This is a genomic window from Sphingomonas sp. BK069 (assembly GCF_014193405.1).
GTDB lineage: Bacteria > Pseudomonadota > Alphaproteobacteria > Sphingomonadales > Sphingomonadaceae > Sphingomonas.
This window is the reverse complement of record NZ_JACHZH010000020.1, coordinates 1-21215: the sequence shown is the minus strand read 5'-3', so window position 1 is coordinate 21215 and position 21215 is coordinate 1. Positions and strand designations below refer to the sequence as shown.

Sequence of the window (21215 nt, the reverse complement as noted above, 5' to 3'; positions counted from 1 at the left end):
CTCACCCATGGCTGTTCTCCGTTCCGATGAATGGGCCCGGCTGCCAGTCGTGAGCCCGCACCTTCATCTACCGGGGAACAGCCACCTTCCTCCACATCATCGCCGATCGAGGTAGCTCGCTCCCACAATTACCCCATGTTTGTTCACCTCGCCGCTTGAGCCTTTCCGGCTTTCCGCGCAGCTGTCCGGCTGGCCCGAGTGGGAGGTTAGCGAACCGGTCGCTTTCGGGCGTGTCCACCTGTGGTGAACACCTCCAATCATCGGCTTCTACGAGAAGCGAGATACTCACTTCTTCTAACGTCGTTCAGCCATTCTCTGTTCTGCGAAGCCTGTTGAGCTCTGTGCTTCCTGATCGCGGTCTCCCAGTCTCGCCCAGTCATGCAAACCTTCGCTGGAGTGACGCTCCCACCTGGCGCTCGATCAGGAACGCAGACTACTCGCCGCTGCTCGTCGGGTGTGAGCCTGCTTACCGGCCTTCTTGCTTCTGCGCTATTTACCGTAACCAGAACCGCCACGACGCCAGCGAGCCCGCCAGAAAAAAGTCGTAGAAGCATCGCGATCTCCAATCGTACGATCCGCAAAGGATGAACCCTAAGCGACGAGCGGGCAAGCTTTGAAGTGGCGTAAAAGATTACGGATCATCGGCTTCTGGGCGCTAGCAGTCCCTGCCCTCTCGTGCCGAGGACCCAGTTGCGGTCATTCGCTGTGCCTTTACGGCTTCCTGAAAGCGGTCGCTCATTCATGTAGGCCGACCGAGCGGTCTGGCGGCTCCGGTCAACTATTCGGAACGCTTGAGATGGGAGAGAGCAGCCGGTCTGCTTTTGCGAATAACAGAGGTCCTGAACCCGCGCGAAGGATCCCTTCAGCACCCTCTTGCATCCGGGGGCGTCCACTCACGGTCACTCAAGCGCTCCCGACCACTCCAGGCCGCCGCCCAACGTCGCACCGCGGCACGTGGCTAGCCAGCGAGCACACATCTGAGCGACCAGGCGCCTACTTCAACTACCCCTCATCCCGCGAGATAGGATCGAGCCCAGCCTAGACCGGCGAGCGTGCCCGCCGCGGGAACATATTCGCAGCCAATCCAGCTGGCGTAACCGAGCGAGTCGATGTGCGGCAGCAGCCAGGCATAGTCGATCTCGCCCGTGCCGGGCTCGTGTCGGCCTGGGTTGCCCGCGATCTGGATATGGCCGATCCGCGGCAGCAACCGCTCGACCGAACGCGCCACGTCACCCTCAGAGATTTGCAGGTGGTAGACGTCGAACAGCAGCTTGACGTTGTCGCGCGCGACCGCGTCGATCACCGCCAGCACAGCGTCCGAGCGATCGTAGAAATAGCCGGGCACGTCGACGCGCGTGTTGATCGGCTCCAGCACCAGCGTCACCCCCGCGTCGGCGGCGCGATCGGCCGCGCCCCGGAGCCCGGCGACGAGCGCGCGCGTCCATTCGGCGCGATCGGCATCGGCGGGGATCTTGCCCGCCATGGCGTGGAGCGTAGTGCACCCGGTCGCGCGCGCATAATCAAGCGCGAGCGTCACGCCGCGCGCGAACTCGTCGGCGCGCGCGGGATCGGCGGCGAAGCCGCGCTCGCCCGCTGCCCAGTCACCCGCGGGCAGGTTGAACAGCGCCACGGCGAGCCCGTTCCGCCGCGCCGCCGCGGCGACATCGGCCGCGCTCTCGCCATAGGGTGAGACGAACTCCACCGCCGCGAAGCCGGCATCCGCCGCGGCGGCGAAGCGATCGAGGAAAGGCAGGTCGGTGAACAGCATCGAGAGGTTCGCGGCGAGACGGATCATGCACTCTCTCCCGGCAGCACCAACACTGCCCTGAAATCATTGACGTTGGTTCGTGTCGGCCCGGTGACGAGCAGGTCTCCGATCGAACCGAACAGCGTCGCGCTGTCGTGCCCGGCGAGCCGCGCCGCGGCATCATGCCCCATGGCGGCCGCGCGCGCGATCGTGTCGGGGGCGACCAGCGCACCCGCGGCGCGGCTGGCGCCGTCCTCGCCATCGGTGTCCGCGGCGATCGCCCACACGCGTGCGTCGCCGTCGAGCGCGCAGGCGAGCGCGAGCGCGAACTCGGTGTTACGTCCGCCGCGACCGTGGTCGCCGCGGGTGAGCGTCACGGTGGTTTCGCCGCCGGACAGCAGCACGGTCGGGAGCGCCACCGGACGCGCCGCCAGCCGCGCCATCTCGCGCCCGAGCGCGTGGCTCTCGCCCTCGAGATCGTCACCGAGCACGACCGGCTCGATCCCGAGGTCGCGCGCCGCCGCCGCCGCCGCCGCGAGCATCGCCGCGGGCGTGCTCGCCAGCCGCACGTCGGGCGGCTCGGTCGCGGGCGCCGCGGGGAGGACGCTACCGAGCCGCGCCACGACCGCGGGCGGCAACCGCTCGCCGAGCAGCGCGATGACCGGGGTGATATCGACCTGCGCGGTCGGGTCGGGGATCGACGGCCCCGAGGCGATGGCGGCGACGTCGTCGCCGGGGATGTCGCTGATCGCGATGGTGACGACGCGGGCGGGCCTCGCCGCCGCCAGCAGCTTGCCTCCCTTGATCGCGGAGAGCCGACGCCGCACCGTGTTCATCGTCCGAATGTCCAGCCCCGAGGCGAGCAACAGGCGGCTCACTTCCTGTTTGTCGGCGAGCGTGATGCCCGGCGCGGGCAGCGCCAGCACCGACGAGCCGCCGCCCGAGATCAGCACCAGGACGAGGTCTTCCGCGTCGAGCCCCTCCACCGCGGCGAGCACCGCCCGCGCCGCCACCTCGCTCGCGGCGTCCGGGACCGGGTGCGCCGCCTCGCGCACCGCGATCCGGCCCGCCGGCATCGCATAGCCATAGGGCACGACGACCACGCCCGACAGATCGACGTCACTCCACTCGGCGTCGACCGCCGCGGCCATCGCCGCCGCCGCCTTGCCCGCGCCGACGACGACGCAGCGACCGAGCGGCGGTGCCGGGAGATGGCGCGGCAGCACCCGCGCGGGATCGGCGCTCGCCACCGCGACGTCGAACAGCCGGCGCAGCGCGGCGCGCGCGGCGGCATCGTCCCAGCCGCGATCGAGCGGCAGCGACGCCGCGCTCACGCCAAGTCCACCGCGACGACCTCGTGAAGCGCCACTCGCGGCACCTCGACGATCAGACGGTCGCGATCGCGGCTGAAACGCGCGTCCTGCTCGGCCTCGAGCAGCCGCACTCGCGCGGGCGTCGCGCCCGGCGGCAGACGGAGCACCACCTCATACGGCCCCGCGGGCAGCACCTCGCGCATATAGCCGCGCATCGCCATGGGGTTGGTGAGGTTGACGAGATGCGCGGTGAGCGAGCGCCGCTGCCGCCAGTAAGCGATATCGAGCAGTCCTGGCCCGCTCACGTCCAGCGGCGGCGCGGCGTCGCTCGCCCAGCGCACCGCATTGGCGAGCAGGGTGAGGTGGTCGGCGGTCGAATTCTCCCAGAAGGTGCGGTCGAGATCGAACGGGAAATAGACCACGCGCCCTTTGCCGACGCGGCGGGCGTAGACCATCGGCGTGTCGGTCTGGCGCGTCGCGGTATAGACCTTCTCCATCGGCAAATCGGGGTAGCTCGGCACCAGCGTGAACGGCGCGGGCGCCCCGCCGGCGCGCGCGCGGACGTGGACCCGCCGGGTGCCGCCCATGATCCGCGGCGTATCGTCCAGCCCCGCGGTGAGCGGATGCGGCCCGCGCACGCTGAGGTAGCTGTTGGGCACGCGCTGGTCGACGCGGCCGGCGAAGTCGCAGCCGAACAGGTCGGCGAGGCCGAAGTTGGCGCGCCGCTTTCCCCATTCGTCGTACAGCGATGTCTCATGCGTAGCCACCAGCGCGCCGCCGCGCTCGACATAGCCGCGCAGCGCGGCGCATTGCGCGTCGGACAGAGCGGCGATGTTGGGCAGCACGATCGCCTGGTAGCGGTCGATCGCGGCAGGCTCGAGCAGCCGCTCGTCGACGAAGGCGAATGGCACGCGCGCCTCGACCAGCGCCTGGTAGAAGCCGTTGACCGCGTCGTCCGAGCCGCCGCGGAGCGACTGCGCGTCCTGCGGTCCGCCCGCGCCGCCGCCGACCGGCTCGGCGACATAATAGGTCGATGTCTGCGCGGAATGGAGCATCGCCACGCGTGCGAGATTCTCGGTGTTGCGGAAATAAGCCTCGTGGCGAGCGTGCCAGGCGTAGGACTCGGCGACCGCGGGCACCCAGCGCTTGTCGAACACCTCGGCCTTGAACTTGGTCATCCACGGACGGAAGCCGTGCGCCAGACCGTCGTGCAGATAGGCGCGGATCTCGGTGGGCGCCTGCACCGAGTCCATGAAGCGATAGGGGGTCGCGGTCTCACCCACCGCGAAGATGCCGCTGACCGGGCGATCGGGCATCAGGCAGGCGGTCTCCTTGGCGCTGCGGCCGTTGAGCCAGGCGGGCGCGTTGCCGCTGCGCGCCTGGCGATCCGCGAACAGCGCGCGCGCGGTGCGGCGGAGCCGGCGCGGATCGAGCCGGCCCCAGGTACCCGGCGTGAAGAAGGCGCGCGGGTTGGCGGCGGTGACCGTCCTGTTCCAGGCGTCGAGCTGCGCGTAGCGGACCTCGTCGTCCCACACGAGATAGGCGCGCACCGCGGGATCGGCGACATCGGTGAGCGCGGCCGGGATGGCGCGACCGCTCGCGGCGCGGAACTTGGTGGTGCAGACGCCGCAGTGACAGATGCCCGCGCTGCCCGCCCAGCGGTTGCCGAACACCCCGTCCACCGGATAGCGCGAGACGATCTCTCGCAGCACCTGCGGCATCCACTCGAACGTCACAGGTCCGTTGGGGCAGGTGAGATACAGGTCGGGATCGGCGGGGTGGCGCTTGGGCTGGCCGCTCGCGTCGCGCGCGACCCAACCGGGTTGCGCGGCGAGCACGTCGGCGCGCATCGCATGTGGGTCGACCCGCGCCAGCACGCGGATGTCCATCGCCTTCGCTTCATGCACCAGCTCGCCGAACATATCGCCGCCGCCGAGGAACGGGCTGCGATAATGGTGCGGCACCTCGGTCGGGTAGAAAGCGGTGACGCCGCCGGCGCTGAGGCACACGCCCTGTGTGCGCGTGCGGCGCAGGAAGCCGAGCCAGAACGCCTTGTCGTAGCGGCCGGGATCATCTTCGGTCGCGCAGATCTGCACCCACCGCATCGGCTCCCATTCCCACCCGGCACCGGGCGCCTGCGCCTCGGCGGATGCCGCCGTGGCTCCCACCACCCCCAACGCGGCGGCACCGCCGATCACCGTGCGGCGATCCAGCGCCGGACCGCGGGCTTCGCTGTCGTCCATGTTCCTCTCCCCATCTGGGATAGTGGCTAATCTTTCTTACCATCTGCCGCAAGAGCAAGAGTCGCCTGGCGCGACGCTCGTGTCGACGCCGGGTCTAGCTGAGAGGAGCAGGATCGGGCGCGATCGCGTAACGTCGTCGTGTAAATGATCTTGGCTAACTCAACTATCCAATTGATCGGCTTGTGGCACTGTCCTATCCAGTCGGCTCGACGCCGACAGGCGCGGGGTCAGTGAGGGGAGAAGGACATGTTCCACCAACAGGTGACGCCGGTGGCAGGCGCGCTGCTGCCGTCCTTCTTCGTCGCCGCGCTGCCGATCGCCACCGTGCTCCTGCTGCTGGGCGTGCTGCGGCGCCCGGCGTGGCAGGCGTCGCTCGCCGGCCTCGCGGTCGCGCTGCTTCTCGCGGTGATGGTGTGGCAATTGCCCGCCGGACTCGCGCTCAACAGCGTCGCCGCCGGCGCAACTTTCGCTGCTTGGCCGGTCATGTGGATCGTGCTCAACGCGCTGCTGCTCTACAATGTCGCGGTAGCCTCGGGCAGCTTCGCGGCGTTCAGCGCCTGGATGGTGCGGCACCTGCCCAACGACCGGCGCGTCGCGCTGATCGTCATCGGCTTCTCCTTCGGCTGCCTGCTGGAGGGCGTCGCCGGCTTCGGCACGCCGATCGCGATCACCAGCGCGCTGCTGGTCACGCTCGGCTTCCCCGCGGTAGAGGCGATCGTCTTCACGCTGATGTTCAATACAGCACCGGTGGCGTTCGGCGCGCTGGGATCGCCGATCATCACGCTCGGCGCGGTGACCCAGCTGCACGACGTCGCGCTGGGGGCGATGGTCGGGCGCCAGCTGCCGCTGATCGCGCTGCTGCTGCCCTTCTACGTCATCGCGGTCTACGGCGGCGTGCGCGCGGTGCGCGGCGTATGGCCGGTGCTGCTCGTCGCGGGCGGATCGTTCGCGACGATGCAGTTCTTTTCGTCCAACTTCCTCGGCTACGCACTGACCGACGTGCTGTCGTCGCTCGCCTCGCTGATCTGCACGCTGGTGTTCGTCAAGCTGTGGCAGTTCGCGCCCGACCCTGCTTTCGCGCTGCGTCCGGCGGAGGACCTGCCCGCCGCCGCGGGCGCCGGGCTGAAGGGTTGGCTTCCGTGGATCGTGCTCTCGGTAACGGTGATCCTGTGGGTGCATCTGAAGGTCAGCGCGCTGGGCGAGTTCAAGCTCGACTGGCCGGGGCTGCACGAGGCGATCTTCATCACCACCTACGGCAAGGCCTATGCCGCGGTCTGGTCGTTCCAGCCGCTCGCCACCGGCACCGCGATCCTGGTGGCGACCGCCGTCACCGCGCTGCTGGTGCGGCTGACGCGGGCGCAGCTCGCCGCGGCGGCGCGCCAGACGCTGCGGCAGATCCGGCTGCCGCTGGCCACCACGATGACGATCGTGGGGCTGGCCTATCTGATGAACTATTCGGGCATGGCCTATACGCTGGGAGTCGGCGTCGCCTCGGTGGGGCCACTGTTCCCCCTGCTGTCGGCCTTCCTCGGCTGGCTCGCGGTGTTCCTGTCGGGCAGCGACACGTCGGGCAACGCGCTGTTCGGGAATCTGCAGGTGGTGGCGGCGCGCCAGCTCGATCTCAATCCGGTGCTGATGGCGGCGACCAACGCCTCGGGCGGCGTACTCGGCAAGATGATCTCGCCGCAGAACATCGCCACGGGCACCAGCACCACCGACTGCCGCGGCCACGAGGGGACGATCCTGGCGCGCACCTTCAAGCACAGCGTGGCGCTGACGCTGCTGCTCGGCGTGATCGTGATGGTGCAGCAGCACCTGCTCCCGGGGATCATCCCGGGCTGAGGGCACGACGGTTCCGCGAACCGTCGGCGCATCGCGTCGGCGCTAGACCTCCGCCGCGCCGCGCCGCCTCGGCGCGACGATGTCGCCGCGCGCGAGCCGCCGGATGCTCGCCTCCAGCCGGCGCTCCGCCTCCTGGATCTCGCGCTGTGTGCGCATCGCGGTGGTCATGTGCAAGCGCGCCGCCGCACGCGCCGCCTCTGCCTCGCCCGCCATGATCGCGTCGTAGATCGCCTGGTGCTCGCGCAGCTGCGAGTCCTTCTCGCGCCGATGCTCGTACAGGTTCTTGCGGTTCAGATAGACGTTGGAGCGCAGGATGCCCTCGATGCTGCGCATGAAGTGCAGCATCATCAGATTGTGGCTCGCCTCGTAGATGGCGAAGTGGAACTCGGCGTCGGTTCGCGCGATCTCGTCAACGTCCTGCGCCTCGTGTGCCGCCACCATCGCCGCGAAACAGCGCGTGATCGCCTCGCGGTCGACCGGGGAGGCGCGCTCGGCCGCGAAGGCGGCGGCGGCGGCCTCCATCTCGGCGCGCAGCTCGAGGCAGTCGAGCCGCGCCTCAGGCGTGTCCATCAGCTGGATCAGCGGGTCGCGCAGGCTCTTGCCGATCTGGTTGCTGACGTGCGCGACGCCCTGCGCGTTGGTGGTGAGCAGGCCGGCGGCGATCAGCTTGTCCAGCGCCTCGCGCAGCGACGGGCGCGACACGTCCAGCTTGGCGGAGAGCTCGCGTTCCGACAGCAGCCGCTCGCCCGGCCGGAGCGACCCCTCCAGGATCATCTGCTGGACATGCTCGGCGATCGCGTCGGCCAGCTTGGCGGGGCGCAGCGAGGGCGCGTTCATCGGGAAGAGCCTGGCAGCATGGCAGGAACATAGCGCCGCGCGAGGCCCGCCGGAAGCACGAAGGCTCAGGCGGTGAGCAGCACCGCCTCGAAGGCGCGCACCGGCGGCAGCGCGAACCACGAGAGGTCGCCGTGTCGTTCGCCGGTGATCGCCTGCCCCGCCACCAGCGCACGCGCGCCGCGCGGCGCGCCGCGCACGCCGAGGCGCAGGCCGTGCAGCGCGGGCGGATCGACGTAGCGCGTGTCGCGCTGGCCGGCATAGTTGACGACGGTGATCAGCGCGGCGCCGTCGTCGCGCGCCAGCGTCATCAGCTCGACGGGCCCGTCCCCCGCGAGCACGTAGCGCGGCGCCGGCTGCCCCCGCGCTACCAGCGCGGCGATCAGCTCGCGGTGCGCGGCGAGCCCGTCGCGGTGATAGTGCCAGCCGATCCACCACGGCACGTGGATCACCTCGCCGCGACCGTGCACCAGCGCCGCGACGCCAGGGTCCTGCCGCGCCGGATCGCCCGGCACGGCATAGCTGAACTCGGGCGGGCCGTAGCGCTGGTCGGGAGCGAAGCGCATCAGCGCCGCCGCGCCGGGGCGCGACGTCCCGCCGACATAGTCGCCGTCGAGCGGCACACGACCGGCGACGCGGATCGTGCCCAGCGCCGGATCGAGCGTCCAGCCCTCCGCCGCGCGCGGCGCGCCATAGCGCGCCAGCGGGAAGGCAGTGAGCGGCACCGCGGCGCGCACGCGACCCCGCTCGTCGTAGCCGCCCAGCAGCCCGGTCGCGATCAGCGTGCCGCCGCGTGCGACGAAGCCGTCGAGCGCGCGCGCCTCGGCGTCGGACAACAGCATGACGTTGGGGCAGAGGATCACGTCATAGCCGGTGAGATCGTCGCCGCCGTCGGCGACACGCGCGTCGCTCACCAGGCGGAACGGCACGCGCGAGTCGACGAGGGCACTGTACAGGCCGCGGAACTCGTCAGTCTGCCGCGCCGCGTGCGGCGTCATGCCGGCGCGCCGCGCCGTCGCGCCCGACTGGTACAGACCGACGCGCGCGTCCGCCGCCATGCCGGCATAATGCGCGGACTGGGCGGCGCGCCAATGAAACACCGCGGAAACGGGCGGCAGGTAGCCGGGGTCGTCCTGGTCGGCGAGCGTGCCCATCAGGTACAGGTCGAGCTTCGCCCCCAAGCCCATGGCCTGGGCGAGGCGGTTCGCGTGATAGGCCGCGCTCTCGGTCACCTGCCGCCAGGGATAGTCGACGTGCGCGGTCGAGGTCGACGACCAGGGCGTGCCGGGCGCGCGTGCCAGCGCGGCACGGCATTGTTCGCCCGACTGATGCGCCCACTCGGGCGCGGCACGATCGACGCGGCGCTGCACCTCGCCGCGCCCGACCTGCTCGACGCTGTCGTGCTGCGCGATCGGAACGCCCGGCGCGAGCCGGGCGACATGGGCCACGATGCGCTGGCGCAGGTCCTCGGAGGTGCGCGCCTGGAAGTCGAGATAGTCGGGCCACGCCGGGTCGACGAAGCCCTCGCGTGCCGGCAGAGCGCGGCCGTACATCGCGCGAAAGGCCGAGGCGCAATTGTCGCAGACGCAGATGCCGTGATCGACGTTGGCATAATCGGTGCGCGGATAGCCTGTCATGTTGAAGAACAGGCCGTCGGGCCGGTAGCGCGTCAGCCCCTCGCTGAGCAGTTGCAACCCATAGTCGCGCGCCCAGCCGCCGTTGGGGCATGCCTGATAGGTCCCGGCGAAGGTCCGCGGCGTGCCGTCGCGGTTGCGCATGAACCAGCCGGGATTGGCGTCATAGGCGGGCTTCATCGCCTTGGAGAGATCGAAGCGGCCGACATAGGCGAGCCCCTCGGCGCGGGCCGCGTCGATCATCGCGCGCACGAAGTCGCCGCGCAGATAGGGATTGCGCCGCTGGTAGCGCAGCGCGGTCGGATAGAAACCGACGATGCCGCCGATGTTCGAGACGATCGTGTTGCCGCCGAAGGCACGCACCGCGCGCGCGATCGCGCGCGGATCCTCGCGCACGTCGATCTCGCGCAGGTTGGTCTGTACGATGCGATAATCGCCTTGCCACCAGCGCCGCGGGTCGAAACCCGGCACTTGCACCGCGCCGCCGGGCCGCGCGTGCGCCTCGCCGGCGACACCGAGCCCGGCGAGCGACAGCGCCTGGATCACGCCCCGGCGCGACCAGCGATCGGCCGGCACGCTCACGGCGCCGCTCGCGCGATGTCGTGATCGGCCAGCGCCTCTAGCGCGCGCACCAGCGCCGAATGGTCCCAGTCGGCGCCACCGCGCGCGACGCAGGCGCTGAACAGCTGCTGCGCGCCCGCGGTCCCCGGGAGCGCCAGGCCGAGCGCGCGCGCGCTGCCGAGCGCCAGGTTGAGGTCCTTCTGGTGCAGCGCGATGCGGAAGCCCGGCGCGAAGGTGCGGTCGATCATGCGCTGGCCGTGCACCTCGAGCACGCGGGAGGCAGCGAAGCCGCCGAGCAGCGCCTCGCGCACCTTGCCGGGATCGACTCCGGCCTTGGCCGCGAACAGCAGCGCCTCGCCCACCGCGGCGATGTTGAGCGCGACCACGATCTGGTTGGCCACCTTCGCCACCTGCCCGGCGCCGACCTCGCCCACCAGGGTGACGTTCTTGCCCATCGCGGCGAACAACGGCTCCGCGCGCGCGAACGCAGACGCGCTGCCGCCGCACATGATGGTGAGCGAGGCCGCCTTGGCACCGACCTCGCCGCCCGAGACCGGGGCGTCGACATACTCGCCTGCCGCTCCCGCGACGCGCGCGGCGAAGTCGCGGGTGGCGATCGGATCGATCGAGCTCATGTCGATCACCAGCGTGCCCGGTCGCAGCCCGGCGACGACGCCATCGGCGCCGAACAGCGCGGCTTCCACGTCGGGCGTGTCGGGCAGCATCAGGATCACCGCTTCGACCGCGGCGGCAAGCGCGCGCGCACTGGCGCACACCGTCGCGCCACCCGCCACCAGTTCCTCCGGCGCAGGGGAGCGGTGCGGCGCCAGCCAGAGCTGATGCCCCGCCGCCTGGAGGTGTCCGGCCATCGGCCGCCCCATGATCCCGGTGCCGATGAACCCGATCCGCATCGTCTCTCTCCTTCTTAGCCGGGCATGATCAGAAGCGCAGCCGCGCGCCGACGCCGACCACCCGCCCGCGCAGGTCGTGATATTGCGACAGCGTCGCCAGCGCGACCGTGATGCTCGATTCCGCCAGCAGCGGCGGATCGGTATCGGTGAGGTTCTCGACCTTGGCGTAGAGCTGCAACCCGTCGGTCACGTCATACTGCACCGACATATCGGTGTAGAGGAACGCCGGATAATGGTTGCGGTTGAGGTCGAGCGGGCCGAACGCATTGTCGAACGTGCCCGGCCCGATATAGTTGAACAGCACGCGCAGGTTCAGCGGCCCCTGATCGTACAGGAAGGTGGTCGACCCGCGCCACTTGGGCGTCGCGAAGCCGCCCTGCAGCTGCCCGGCGGTGTCGACCTGCCCGGTCGCGGTCGAGGAGATCAGCCGGTCGACATAGGTGGCCAGCGCGCGCGCGGTGAAGCGACCGGCGAACAACGGGAGATTGTAGCTCGCCTCGAAGTCGATGCCGCGCGTCTTCAGCGTCTGTGCGTTGAACGAATTGGCGTTGACCTGGGTGATCGCGCCGCTCTCGTCGCGGATCACGCCCTGGCAGAAGATCGGGTCGCCGCGGCCGCAGCGGTCCACCACCTCCTGCTGCCCCGGCGTGATGATCGCATCGCGCAGGTCGATGTCGTAGAAGTCGGCGGAGAGCTGGAGCCGCGGGATGAAGGCGGGCTGGAGCACGATGCCGCCGGTGAAGGTGTACGCCGTCTCGGGGCCTAGATTGGGGTTGCCGCCGATCAGGAAATTGACGTTGGCGGTGCGGTTGGTGAGGAAGTCGGTGACCGTGCCGATGCGGATGTTGGCCTGCGCGAACAGATCGTTGATCCGCGGCGCGCGGAAGTCGCGCGAGTAGGTGCCGCGCAAGCGGACGCTGTCGCTGATCGCGTAGTTCAGCCCGACCTTCCACACCCCGGTCGACCCGACCGTGCTGTAGTCGACGAAGCGTCCGGCGAGATCGAGGTCGAGGCTGCGCGCGAAGTTGGTCTCGCGCGCGAGCGGGATCGAGACCTCGCCATAGCCCTCCTTGACCTCGAGCTTGCCATAGTAGGAACCGAACGTGCCCTGGCGCCAGCCGTTCACGTCCGACACAGGGTCCGAGCGGTTGTCGACCGAGTCGCGGCGATATTCCGCGCCGAGCGCGACCTTCACCGGGCCAGCCCAGGTGTCGAACAGGTTGCCGGAGACGTTCGCGTTCGCGATCGCGCTCTGCGAGCGCGAGTCCTGCCGTGAGGTACCGAGCACGTAGGCGTTCACCTCCGGCGTGAGCGCGTCGATGCCGAAGATGTTGGCGGGCACGCAGCCGTTGCCGGGGCTGGTCAGCGTCGACCGACACACCACCTGGCCCGACGGGCCGACCACGGGGTCGAGCGCCAGCGCCCACTTCGCCTGGTCGCGATTGTTGCGGCCGAGGATCAGCGAGCGGGCATACGTATAGCTGCCGCCCAGCTGCCACTTCCACGTCTCGCTGAGCTGGCCATCAAGCCCGCCGCTGACGCGATAATAGCTGTTCTCGGTCGAGTTGAGGTTGCGCCCCTGCTCGGGATTGTAGCGGCCAACGCGGATCGTCGTGAGATTGTTTGCGACCATCGCGTCGCGGATGTTGGCGGGCAGGTAGGCGTTGTCGCGGCGCACGGTGATGTCGCCGTTGTTGGTGTTGTAGTTGCCGGTGCTGCGCGCCAGCGTGTTGGCGGCGAGCACGTCGAGCCGCGCCGACAGGCTCGGAGACACCTCGTAGCTCAGCCGTGCGAACCCGCTGATCTGCCGCGATGCCACCTGCAGCGGCGCGAAGCTGGGCTGCGGCATTAGTCCCTCGCCGCCCTCCATCCAGACCGTGCCGACGTTGCTGCCCTGCTGTAAGCGCGACTGCGCGCCGCCCGGCCCGAACTGGATGTTGCGCAGCGGCCCCGGCGTGGTGATGACGCCACCGGCGGTCATCTGCGAGTAGCGCGCGTTGGGCACGATCAGCTGGCGGAACTCGCCGTTGGTCGGCGTGTAGGCCGCGTTGGGGATGAACGTGACCCCGCGGCGCCCCCACTCACGCGCGCCCTGGTAGATCACGTCGGGCTGGTCGAAATAGGAAGCGGCGACGACGAAGCGACCGCGTCCGTCGTCGAACTTGCCCCCATAGATCGCGCTGGCTGACACCTGGCCGAGATCGCCGTGGGTGGAGACGTTGTACTGTGCGTCGATCTTCCCGCCCTCGACGTTGTCCGCCAGGATGAGGTTGACCACGCCCGTCACCGCGTCCGAGCCGTAGACCGACGAGGCGCCGGCGGTGACGATGTCGAGCCGCGCCACCAGCGGCGCGGGGATGATGTTGATGTCGAAGCCGTTAGCGATCGGGCTGCTGTCGAGCACGCGCTGCCCGTCGATCAGCAGCAGCGTCCGCGTCGAGCCGAGCGCGCGCATGTTGAAGGTGGCGAGACCGAGGTTCCGCCCGCTGCCGTTGTTGCGGTTTGGCCGGAGCGCCGGAATGTCGCGGAGTAGATCGACGACGTTGGTCGCCGCTTTCTGCTCGAGCTGCTGCTCGGTGATTGTGGTGATCGGAGTCGGCGTCTGGAAGGTGGAGCGCGCGATGCGGCTGCCGGTCACCACCACGTCGTCGAGCGCCTGCGTCGCCGGCTCGGCGTCCTGCTCCGAGCTCGCGCCGGTGGACACCTGCGGGGTGGCAGCCGATGCGGCAGCGTCGCGCGGCGCGACCGCCTGAGCCGCGGCCACGCCGGGCTGGATCAGCGCGAGCGTCGACACGCCGAGTGCGAGCGCATGCGCGCCCAGGATGCTCCTCATATCCCCTCCATCAGATGGCTAGACCATCCCTCGCATCTTCTGACTTATGGATAGGAGATATTACCATTCTGTCCAGTGGCTAAATCGCCGTACCGTGCAGCCATGTTTCGATACGAAAGGCACGCGAATGTTTACCGTCGGAGCGACTCCCGGTCGTGGGAAGACGATGGCCTTTCGCCGCGTTTTCTATAAACTTCGAGCGTGCGCTAGGGCGCGAGCGCTGCCGGAGCGATCTCGGTAGTGGGCAGCTCCGCCAAGCGTCGCACCCGCGCGAGATCGGGGCGGATCGAGCACCCCGAGCGGCGGGGCGGTCTGCCGTCCCAGGCCATCTACCACGAGGAAGAGTGACCGCCTTGTCGACCGACAGCATGACCACGACCGACCACCAACCGAGTCGCGCCCGCGCCGATGGCACGAGCCATGACGCCGCCCTCCTGACGGCCCCTATGCCGGAACGCGCGCGGGAACGCGGTGCCGCCCGTCGTCCCGCGCGGCTGGGCTGAGAGCCGTGGCCACCTATGTGACGCGCGCCTGCCTGTCAGTGGCCGCGGAGCTCGCGGCCTTCGTCGAGGACGAGGCCTTGGCCGGCACCGGCGTGTCAGCCGACACTTTCTGGGCAGGTGCAGCGGCCATCCTCACGCGGTTCGCGCCGGAGAACCGCGCGCTGCTGGCGACGCGCGACCGGCTCCAGACGTCGATCGATGCGTGGCACCGTGAGCGCCGCGATGGGCCGATCGACGCCGACGACCATCGCGCCTTCCTAGAGGAAATCGGCTATCTGGTGGCGGAGCCCGCGCCCTTCACGATCACCACGCGCGGCGTCGACGCGGAAGTGGCGACCCGCGCGGGGCCGCAGCTCGTCGTCCCCGCGCTGAACGCGCGCTTCCTGCTCAACGCCGCCAACGCGCGCTGGGGCAGCCTGTATGACGCGCTCTACGGCACCGATGCACTCGGCGATCCCGCTCCGTCCGGCGGCTATGATCCCGCGCGCGGCGCGGCGGTGGTCGCCTTTGCCAAGGCCTTTCTCGATGCGGCGGTGCCGCTCGCCGGGATCAGCTGGACCGAGTGGCGCGGCGGGACACCCCCGCTCGCCGATCCCACCCAGCTGATCGGGCGCCGAGGCGACAGCCTGCTGCTGCGCCATCACGGCCTGCACATCGAGGTGATGGTCGATCCCGCGCATCCGATCGGCCGCGACGATCCCGCCGGGATCGCCGACGTCGTGCTCGAGTCGGCGCTGACGACGATCGTCGACCTGGAAGACTCGATCGCGGCGGTCGACGCCGCCGACAAGGTCGCCGCTTATGCGAACTGGCTGAGCCTGCTTCGCGGGGATCTGACCGCCACCTTCGCCAAGGACGGGCGGACCGTGACGCGGGCGCCCGCGAACGATCGCGGCTACACCGCGGCCGATGGCGGCACCCTCGTGCTACCGGGACGATCGCTGCTGTTCGTCCGCACCGTCGGCCACCTGATGACCACGCCGGCCCTGCTCCTGCCGGACGCCAGCGAGGCGCCCGAGGGCATCGTCGACGCGATCGTCGTCGGCCTGATCGGCACGCACGACGTGCGCGGCGACCGCGCCGGCGGCAACAGCGCGGCCGGGGCGATCTACGTGGTCAAGCCGAAGATGCACGGCCCCGAGGAATGCGCCTTCACCGATCGCTTGTTCGATGCGGTGGAGGATCTGCTCGGCCTGAAGCGCCACACCATCAAGGTCGGCGTGATGGACGAGGAGCGCCGCACCTCGGCCAACCTCGCCGCCTGCATCCACGCGGTGCGGCATCGGATATGCTTCATCAACACCGGCTTCCTCGACCGCACCGGGGACGAGATCCACACCAACTTCGAGGCCGGGCCGATGGTGCCCAAAGCGGCGATGAGGGACAGCACGTGGCTCGCCGCCTACGAGGATCGCAACGTCCGCATCGGGCTGGCGTGCGGGCTCGGCGGTCGGGCGCAGATCGGCAAAGGCATGTGGGCGGCGCCGGATCGCATGGCCGAGATGCTGGCGCAGAAAGGCGCGCACCCGATCGCCGGGGCGAGCACCGCGTGGGTACCCAGCCCGACCGCCGCGACGCTCCACGCGATCCATTATCATCGGGTCGACGTCGCCGCGCGCCAGCGCGCGATCGCCGGCGAACCCGTGCCGCCATTGGCGGCCCTGCTCTCCATCCCGCTCGCCACGTCGCCGTGGCTGGCGCACGAAGTGCGTGCCGAGCTGGACAACAACGCGCAGGGCCTGCTCGGCTATGTGGTGCGCTGGATCGACCAGGGGATCGGCTGCTCCAAGGTGCCCGATCTGGCCGACGTGGGGCTGATGGAGGATCGCGCCACGCTGCGCATCTCGTCGCAGCACATGGCCAACTGGCTGCGTCACGGCGTCTGCTCGCGCACTGACATAGAGGAGGCGCTAGAGCGCATGGCCGCGCGCGTTGATCAGCAGAACATAGCCGATACACACTATCTGCCGCTACGACGTCGTGGCAGTCTTGCGATGACGGCCGCACGTGCCATCGTATTTGAAGGCGCGCGCCAACCAAACGGTTACACCGAACCGGTACTTCATTTCTATCGAACCATCGCCAAACAGGTATCAGAGCGCCCCCCGATCAAGACTTGATCATCAATGCTGACGACCCAAAAGCGGTCACTCCCGGCGCCCTGACCGCCTCCCAACTTTGGACGTCCATTCATCTCCGCGGCTGACACGCGTGACGCGCCACGCAGCTCTTCGCCCGGCCGGGTCTTAAGAAGCTTTGACACTGGCCGCTTTCGAGCGAAAATGATCGTCTGCGGCCTTGCTTGCCTAGCTGCTGCAGGAGGTAGAGCAGCGGATAGACGGCAACAAACATCGAGTAGTGATGAGCGAGAGGTTCACCTCATTCTATCTTCGGCCAGATTGCGATCGTGACCGCCTGTAAGAGCGCGACTGCTGGAGCGGTAGCGTGGGCCTACGCGACATCATGCTCCGTCGCCTCATTAGATGCACCAAGTACGCCACTGCCGTCGAGTACGGCCTGATCGCCGCGCGGGTCGCCGTCGCCGCTTCCGCGGGGAAGCGGATTGGCGATCAGCTTACCGGCATCTCCATAACGCGAAACGAAGATCTCTGCCTCAGGCGCCTGGTCAGGTGGGACAGGCTAACCGGCATTGGCCGGCACGCTCCACCTACGTAAGGTGCCCGCGACGCTCAGGGAAAAAGGCAGATGAACGCCGCGAGCGGCTGCTGCATTGCAACACAGGTAGCATAGGTCAACGATTTTGACCCATGCTATGGTTCATGAGTGATCCGACGACCTCAAGGATCGCCGGATCACCGGCAGATGATCACGCAGCGACCCGCGGGATCTCAATCAAGTTAGACGTGCACTCAAGATCGCGCAACATTTCCTTACGATCAAAGCTCCCACGTTGTTTGGCCTACCGCTTGTGCGCCTGCGCGTGGTCGATCTAGATCGTCGATCAGCGACTCGGGGATTGCGGTGACATCGAAGGAGCAGGCCGAGCAGTATCGGAAACAAGCCGAGCACGAGAGGCAGAAAGCTGTGCAATCGCCATACGGCGGCGTGCGCGCTCGGTCGCTGGCGTCAGCGGACGCGCTGGATAAGTTGGCGGAGCGCCTAGAGCTAAGCTCTCGCTACTCAGACGGCGAAGCTGTTTATCGATAAGGCCCTAACACGGCGTCGGCAGGCGACCAACGATTTACGCGTTCTCAACCGTCTTGGATTAGAGAGGCTGCGTCTGTGGCAACGCGGATAGGCTGCGCCGGCGGACCTCACGAAAGATGCTGGCGCAGCCGTTCGGTTAATGATCCCGTTTGACCTCATCGCCGACCGCAGAGGCAGGCTGCGCGATCATGGCAGCGCCTAGCATCTCCGAGGCTAGGTCAATCGCCTCGCCGATCTCCAGCACGAGAGGTGCCGAGCCGGGCATGCGTGAGTCCAGCATGACCTTGCCGTCGGTGACAGACACCCAGACCTTCACGCCGGGCCTCGGTTATGCCCTCGCCGGATGGTGGACTGCACAGCCACGCTGACCAGCACGTCCCAGCACACGTCGGTCTTCTCGTCGCGAACCTCGACACTGGCCTGCGAGACGCCGTCCAGTGTCCTCGTGTCCATAAGGATTGCCACCGCGGTCCGAACGGCCGAACGATGAACCCGTGTCATATTGGGGTGAACCTCGACGCCCAGGATGGGTTCGTCACCGTCTTTGAAGGTAATGCGATATTTTGGCATACCTGACAATTAGCATGCATTTACAATGCGTTGCCTCAATGCAGAGCAAGGGCACGGATGGAAGCGCAGCCAACGCAGATACTTTCACCGACCTTCTACCCCGCTTCATTCGGGTCAGCTCGCGATAGTAGCCGCGGAGGCGGAAGCAGGCCGAGCGCCGCGAGTGAGCGGGAAGATCCATTTGCAAGGGCCGCTGCGCTCTAACGCGCTACTGCACGTAGGTGGCGAGCCGAAGGCACCTCAGGAGAAAACGGGCCCAGCCCCTGACGGCCGGGCCCTAGTTCGCGCCTCGGCCGGGGAAGTGGCCGAGTGGACAGGTGCACCCATAGGTGCACGCTCAACGTAAGCCGACCTGTCGATTTCGCAAAGCCTCTTTTGTTATTCTATTTCGGCGCCCTGAGCGGACTGCGCCGGCAGCCTTGCGGACATGTGCGTCGGGTCGGGCAGCATAACCGCTGCCGAGCACCGGCAAGTCACACGTTCAACCCGCGTCGCTGGATCTCAGCGGCGAGTGTCTCGATTACGCGATCTCCGCGCAACCCCTCTCGCTCACATCACGAGCCTTCGTTTGACGCGCGACTATGGTGTTCGCGCATGGAGCGCGTGAGCGGGTGCTCCGAGTGCGGCCGCACGAGCGACAAGGCTTGCTGTCATGAAGGTCGTCCCTTGCGCCATTAAACGGCGGGGCGTGGTGCCAAGGAAGTCGTTCGCATCCCGGAGAAAATGCGAGGCATCATGGTAGCTGCTGTCGATGCGGTCATATGTTTGCATTTCGCCCGAACTGAGAAGCCCGATGAACGAGCGGAGGAAGCGCGCGCGTCGAAGCAGCAACTTTGGCGGCATCCCAAACGCGTATGTAGCAATACGGCGAAGCGTAGCCGACGGAAGCCCGAGCCGATCCGCCGCATCGGCGATCTCGATTACCCCGTCGACCAGCATGAGCCCTGTGAAGCGCCTGACGATGTCGTCGTACGGATGCTCATCAGCAAATAAGGGGGTCAGGATCGCATCCAACGTGGCGGCGAGCTCCCTCTCATCGGCAAGCGCGACAAGTGAGTTGAGCAGTCGATCGGAGAGCGCGTCGCTCATGACCGCCCCAAGCGGTAACACCCGGTTGTGGAACGCGGAGGAGGAAAGCGGGACGAGCCTGATCCAACCTAGGGCGGTCAGGCCGACGCCGACCTGGATGCCCCCGTTTGTTGTTGCCTTGAACGCGCGGCTGGTTGGACCGTAGAGACTGACCTTACCCACGTTGAATCGGTGCTGTCGAAGCGTGATGGACACCGGTCCAGCGTCGACGAGCACGCAGATCATGGGAGGCGCCGGCAAAAACCAGTTGATCATCTCCGCGCGATTACGCGCGGCATAGGTGGCGTACCCGCTGACGGTTTCACGTAGGCTTATATGAGGTAGATCGTAGCGCATCGCTAAGCCATCCGGCATCGCGAACGCGCTGAGGGGTATACCGGTCCGGTTCGTGCCACCGCGCAGGTCGTCGGTTCTCATCCAGGCCCTATCGCGACGCGAGCGCTCAGACGCCCCCGTCGCGCCGATGCCCGCTGAACTGGCGCCGAACAAGGCCCCTGCCCTGAGTTTTAAACGTCCCGCCCCCTTACCTGGCTCGTGATTGACCCAATTCCGGACACCCGTCCGCGTAACGATAGCGCCGCCATCCCTCGTGAGTTTAAGCGATCTGCCGGTGTACGTGCCGAATTCAGGACCGGAAAAGCCGGAAGTCGGCCACCTCGTCAAGGCTACTTATCGCAGATCCGCACTGTTCAATGCTTCCATAAACAGGAGACATGCTGACGCTGCGTTGCGATGATCGGCCGCAATTAGCGCCGCTAGTCGATCATAGCCGCCAATCTGCAAACTTCTCCGATTATCATCGATTGTTTTAAGCAGATTTTAGCTCTTTAGGTCGGCGCCCGCTACCCACATTTCCATAAAGCCTCGGCACAAAAATCTGCCCCTAAATGGCTCACAATGGACGGCGCATGTCGGCGACGAAAAGCCGCCCGACCCATTAGCGGTCGTTCCAAGCGCCTTGCCCGCTTCCCACCTCCGGTCGCTCATTCATCTTGGCCGCCGACGCCCCTAAGTGCTCCGCGCAGCTGTCCGGCTAGCCTTATCGAGAGGTTAGCTGCCCTTTCCGCTTACCTGGCGCAGGCGGCTGCTCGGCCTAGCAGGCACCCCAATTGAGATCGTTCGCTGGTAGTGTGTTGCTTACTCCTTTGCACCCGTGAGGCGGTGCGGGCTGTGCGCTATACCTGCGGGTGGCCTCGACCCCCTGAAGCGAGAGGCTGTCCCGAGGCCCGGCTGGCCCTCACGGCCGGTCAAGTCCATCGAGCCGACGTGTTCTAGCCGGCCTTGAGTGCGCGTTGACAACACGCAATCGTCGCAGCCCCGCGCTCTGAGGTTCGACGGGTGGGTGTTCGCCTATTCTCAACACCTCATCGGTACGCAGGTCACATGCCCAACGGCCCAACCATCATCGCCAAGCTCCGGTCCGCTCACCCAAAGATGACGTGGGGCCTCTACCTGCCTGATGAGGACCGCTGGCTGGACCTCCTCTTCAACCAGGAGCTTGAGGCTCGCCGGTTCGCTAAAAACCTCATGCAGGCCTCCACAACGGCCTAAGGCGCAGAGGCGAACGCAAGGTCTCGGGCTGGCATTTCAGATGATCTGAAGGCCCTGCAAAATCGATGTCGATTCCGGCAGCATGCGGGACACAGGTGATGCACTCATGATTCCATCGCCGTCTCCGGACACTTAGGCTGGGCGGTTATCTTAAGCTCAGGACAGGCCTGGTTACCTGAGCTCTTTACGCTGACACGACGTCGATTTGAAGTCGTCGGCGAACGGGCACAAGCCTTAGTCGCTTGATGATCCCGCCCCGGAACAATGCCGCTCACGAAGGCTGCAGGCCAGCATGACCCAGCGTCCGGTTCGACGCACGATGCGCACCTGCCAGCGGCGACCCGTCGCGCGAAGAAAGGCACGCTGCAGATGCGGGGCATGCTGCGCGAAGTCGGGATAGTCGACGCGGTGGTGTG

At 67.8% G+C, this 21215-nt stretch carries 12 protein-coding genes; 2 read left to right on the top strand and 10 right to left on the bottom strand.

Translation table 11 applies throughout. From position 1 onward, the window contains the following. Window positions 1-1009: 1009 nt before the first annotated feature. Genes otnI through FHY02_RS22440 form a run of 3 tightly spaced genes read right to left on the bottom strand, consistent with a single transcriptional unit; the run spans window position 1010 to window position 5303 of the window. Window positions 1010-1795: a 2-oxo-tetronate isomerase gene (gene otnI, locus FHY02_RS22450; RefSeq protein WP_183926575.1), complete on the bottom strand. Its 786-nt coding sequence runs from the start codon at window positions 1793-1795 to the stop codon at window positions 1010-1012. Next, the gene (locus tag FHY02_RS22445; protein WP_311731918.1) at window positions 1792-3081 is read right to left on the bottom strand and encodes a DUF4147 domain-containing protein; all 1290 of its coding nucleotides are present in this window, start codon (window positions 3079-3081) and stop codon (window positions 1792-1794) included. Before FHY02_RS22445 ends, otnI begins: the two co-directional genes overlap by 4 nt. Further along, a complete protein-coding gene (locus FHY02_RS22440; protein ID WP_183926573.1) occupies window positions 3078-5303 on the bottom strand; it encodes an alpha-amylase family protein in 2226 nt (741 codons plus the stop codon). Before FHY02_RS22440 ends, FHY02_RS22445 begins: the two co-directional genes overlap by 4 nt. A 246-nt stretch (window positions 5304-5549) precedes the next feature. Here FHY02_RS22440 and FHY02_RS22435 point away from each other — a divergent pair, with 246 nt between their 5' ends. Next, window positions 5550-7145, top strand: a complete 1596-nt coding sequence (locus FHY02_RS22435; protein WP_183926571.1) for an L-lactate permease — start codon at window positions 5550-5552, stop codon at window positions 7143-7145. Between the two features lie 42 nt (window positions 7146-7187). Here the strand turns inward: FHY02_RS22435 and FHY02_RS22430 are convergent, their stop codons facing one another. The 4 genes from FHY02_RS22430 to FHY02_RS22415 all read right to left on the bottom strand — a co-directional run bounded on the left by FHY02_RS22430 (window position 7188) and on the right by FHY02_RS22415 (window position 13918). Then, window positions 7188-7982 carry an FCD domain-containing protein gene (locus tag FHY02_RS22430; RefSeq protein ID WP_183926569.1) on the bottom strand — a complete coding sequence of 265 codons (795 nt, stop codon included), beginning with the start codon at window positions 7980-7982 and terminating at the stop codon, window positions 7188-7190. 65 nt (window positions 7983-8047) lie between these two features. Further along, complete coding sequence (locus tag FHY02_RS22425; RefSeq protein ID WP_183926567.1) at window positions 8048-10195, bottom strand: alpha-amylase family protein; 2148 nt, start codon at window positions 10193-10195, stop codon at window positions 8048-8050. Continuing rightward, complete coding sequence (locus tag FHY02_RS22420; protein WP_183926565.1) at window positions 10192-11085, bottom strand: 2-hydroxy-3-oxopropionate reductase; 894 nt, start codon at window positions 11083-11085, stop codon at window positions 10192-10194. The genes FHY02_RS22425 and FHY02_RS22420 overlap by 4 nt, the downstream gene beginning before the upstream one ends. A gap of 28 nt (window positions 11086-11113) precedes the next feature. Continuing rightward, entirely contained in the window at window positions 11114-13918 is a 2805-nt protein-coding gene (locus FHY02_RS22415; protein ID WP_183926563.1) for a TonB-dependent siderophore receptor, read from the bottom strand. Between the two features lie 508 nt (window positions 13919-14426). Between FHY02_RS22415 and FHY02_RS22410 the strand changes: the two genes are divergently transcribed. Further along, a complete protein-coding gene (locus FHY02_RS22410; protein WP_183926561.1) occupies window positions 14427-16541 on the top strand; it encodes a malate synthase G in 2115 nt (704 codons plus the stop codon). Window positions 16542-17725: 1184 nt separating this feature from the next. Here FHY02_RS22410 and FHY02_RS22405 read toward each other — a convergent pair. From FHY02_RS22405 to FHY02_RS22395, 3 genes are all read right to left on the bottom strand, one after another. Then, the gene (locus FHY02_RS22405) at window positions 17726-17905 is read right to left on the bottom strand and encodes a hypothetical protein (protein WP_183926558.1); all 180 of its coding nucleotides are present in this window, start codon (window positions 17903-17905) and stop codon (window positions 17726-17728) included. Further along, a complete protein-coding gene (locus FHY02_RS22400; protein WP_183926556.1) occupies window positions 17902-18159 on the bottom strand; it encodes a hypothetical protein in 258 nt (85 codons plus the stop codon). Before FHY02_RS22400 ends, FHY02_RS22405 begins: the two co-directional genes overlap by 4 nt. A 579-nt stretch (window positions 18160-18738) precedes the next feature. Next, window positions 18739-19665, bottom strand: coding sequence for a hypothetical protein (locus tag FHY02_RS22395; protein ID WP_183926554.1), 927 nt, complete (start codon window positions 19663-19665; stop codon window positions 18739-18741). Between the last annotated feature and the right edge of the window lie 1550 nt (window positions 19666-21215).

Bases quoted from the DNA above. Each gene is read 5' to 3' on its own strand.
- otnI (WP_183926575.1), bottom strand. From the start codon at position 1,795: ATGATCCGTCTCGCCGCGAACCTCTCGATGCTGTTCACCGACCTGCCT.
- FHY02_RS22440 (WP_183926573.1), bottom strand. From the start codon at position 5,303: ATGGACGACAGCGAAGCCCGCGGTCCGGCGCTGGATCGCCGCACGGTG.
- FHY02_RS22435 (WP_183926571.1), top strand. From the start codon at position 5,550: ATGTTCCACCAACAGGTGACGCCGGTGGCAGGCGCGCTGCTGCCGTCC.
- FHY02_RS22430 (WP_183926569.1), bottom strand. From the start codon at position 7,982: ATGAACGCGCCCTCGCTGCGCCCCGCCAAGCTGGCCGACGCGATCGCC.
- FHY02_RS22420 (WP_183926565.1), bottom strand. From the start codon at position 11,085: ATGCGGATCGGGTTCATCGGCACCGGGATCATGGGGCGGCCGATGGCC.
- FHY02_RS22415 (WP_183926563.1), bottom strand. From the start codon at position 13,918: ATGAGGAGCATCCTGGGCGCGCATGCGCTCGCACTCGGCGTGTCGACG.
- FHY02_RS22400 (WP_183926556.1), bottom strand. From the start codon at position 18,159: ATGCCAAAATATCGCATTACCTTCAAAGACGGTGACGAACCCATCCTG.
- FHY02_RS22395 (WP_183926554.1), bottom strand. From the start codon at position 19,665: ATGAGAACCGACGACCTGCGCGGTGGCACGAACCGGACCGGTATACCC.